The 2,168-nt window shown below is 44.0% G+C and carries 2 protein-coding genes; both read right to left on the bottom strand.

What is annotated here, in order from left to right; all coding sequences use genetic code 11:
• The coding region (locus F6K20_RS35360; protein WP_287297937.1) for a hypothetical protein at positions 1 to 594 on the bottom strand (594 nt) is incomplete at its 3' end.
• A 163-nt stretch (positions 595 to 757) separates the two neighbouring features.
• Positions 758 to 2,168: VWA domain-containing protein (locus tag F6K20_RS35355; RefSeq protein WP_287297935.1), on the bottom strand; the 1,411-nt coding region annotated here is incomplete at its 5' end.

The following is a 2,168-nucleotide window of genomic DNA, read 5'->3' as shown; positions in this document are numbered from 1 at the left end:
CGCAGTATCAGTAATCAAAGTAGCTAGAGCAATCACCTGGGCTTGTCTGGCATCTTCCCCTTGTCGGGCAAGGGTAATATTGTGCTTTAAGCTAGTCGCTAATTGCTGTAATTGTTGCCTAGCGACTCCAGAACTATTATTTTGTTTGGCTTCTACCTCTTGCAACTGCTGCTGTAAATCGGTTACTGAAAGCAGGGAGTCGGTACCATGGAGACGTTGGGAGAATTGGTCAATTTTGCTGGGTAATTCCAAAGCGCGATCGCATGCGAATTGAATAGTAGAAAGTAGCTCCATTTCGGTGGTAGCAAGGGCAAGTTTTTCCGATTCTGAGCGCAGGCTTTCTGCTTTTTGAGCAATCAGTTGAGCCTGTTGTCGTACCTGTTGTAATTCCCTTTCCAAAGCAGGGTTTTGTAGGGTCGGGCGTGGTTGACTTTCCTTTTGCTTAAGAACAGTGGCACTAGCCACCGTGACCACTCCTGCTAGGGGAATAGCAATGGGGCTCGGAAGTCGAGCAACTCGTACTGCGATCGCCAGGACTACACCTCCTGCTAAGACCGCTAGGGGATAATGAAGAGGATTTGCAAAGGTTAACATGGGTTTAGTAATCGGTAATCAGCGACTGATAATTTACTTTAACTATATATGGTTAACTATTTTAATGAGGTACATCTAAATTTTTTTCCCTGTTCCCTGTTCCCTGTTCCCTGTTCCCTAAAACCCAAGAATCTGTACCTCACCCAATTGAAAACTGCTGTACTTAAAACTCAACTTGTAAATCTGCGATTAAATTAGAAATTGTTTCGGGATTGCCCTGACGATAATAGCCCCCATTTAGTTCAGCAATTGTTTGCAGGACTTTAGGACTAAATTCTCCTTGTTTGCCGTAACCGACGGTAAAAAAAGCAATACTTTCCTCCGCTTCAAAGTTACTGCTTTGTAATTGTTTTGAGAGGTTATCGAGAGTAATTTCTGAGCCAGAATCCTGACCATCGGTCAAAATCAACACCGCATTAATCGCGTCTGTTTTAAAATTTTGTTTTAACCAGTTCCGAGCAAAAATAGCACTATCATATAATCGAGTTCCTCCCCCAGCTTTCAGACTACCGATAAATTTTATCCCCTCAGCTTTTCCTTGGGGTGTTCCTTCCACCATAAATGGCTGCTTAATCTCATTACTGAAAGGAATAATTGCTATCTTTTCCCTTGAACCGAGATTCTGCACGTAGTTCAGTAACGTATTCTGCACACCCGAGAGTTTCTCACCTCTCATAGAACCGGAAACATCTACGACTAAAGCAACTTGGGAAGGTTTTTTGGCGTAGCTTTGCCAACTTTGCAACATCGCTTCTACCACTTCCGGTTTAGGAGGACGGTAGGAATCGTATTGAGGATTAGCTTGTACCCCAAATTGAGGGGAAAACTTACTGCCAAGGGGCACCCCTGGAATCCCCGGACGTAAGCCCAAGTCTACCGCAATTTTTTGGGTTTCTGGTTGCCGTAGGAATTCAATAACTTTTTCCCCTGCTGCTTTCTCTTTTTCACTCACCCATGGGGCATTGGGGAGGATGGCGCGGATGTTGGAACTGAAGGTAGCGGAAGGATAAACCGCTTGATAGTTAACCGTATTATTACCTTGGCTGTTGGCAGAAATCACTAAAGATTCATAGACAGAGCCCACAGAAGCCCAAAACGGACCGTTTTTTACCATCGATTTCGCTAAAGATCCGGTGGATTTGCCGTAACGGGTGATTTTGTTTTGGATTTTCTGAACCCGATCTTGGTATTTTTTAACATCGGCTATGGTGAGTTCTTGAGGACGCTTACCGGAAACCGAAGCAAATTGAGCCACTAGGGTTTGCAAGCCAGAATTGGAACGGGTTGGAGCAGTGTGAACGTAAGTTATTGGTAAAGGAGCCGCTTTGGAGTCTAGATCCTGGTGATTTTTCGCCTCTACCAAGGAAACATAGAGATCGTCCACTGCTGCTAAACCTCCGGCTAAATCAGCTTGGGTCATAAAAACCATCGGACTGTAAGCAAGCAGAGGTGATTCAGTTAAATCTGGGATATAGTTCTGTCCTGGAAAAATTTTATTAATCTGGAAGATCAGCTGACTCTGGTAAATTTCCCCATCCACAGAAATTAAAGTAGGAAATTGGGAATCTTCAGGA

It is taken from the genome of Moorena sp. SIO2C4 (genome assembly GCF_010672485.1).
In the GTDB taxonomy this organism is placed as follows: domain Bacteria; phylum Cyanobacteriota; class Cyanobacteriia; order Cyanobacteriales; family Coleofasciculaceae; genus Moorena; species Moorena producens.
This window is presented reverse-complemented; position numbering and strand designations above follow the sequence as displayed.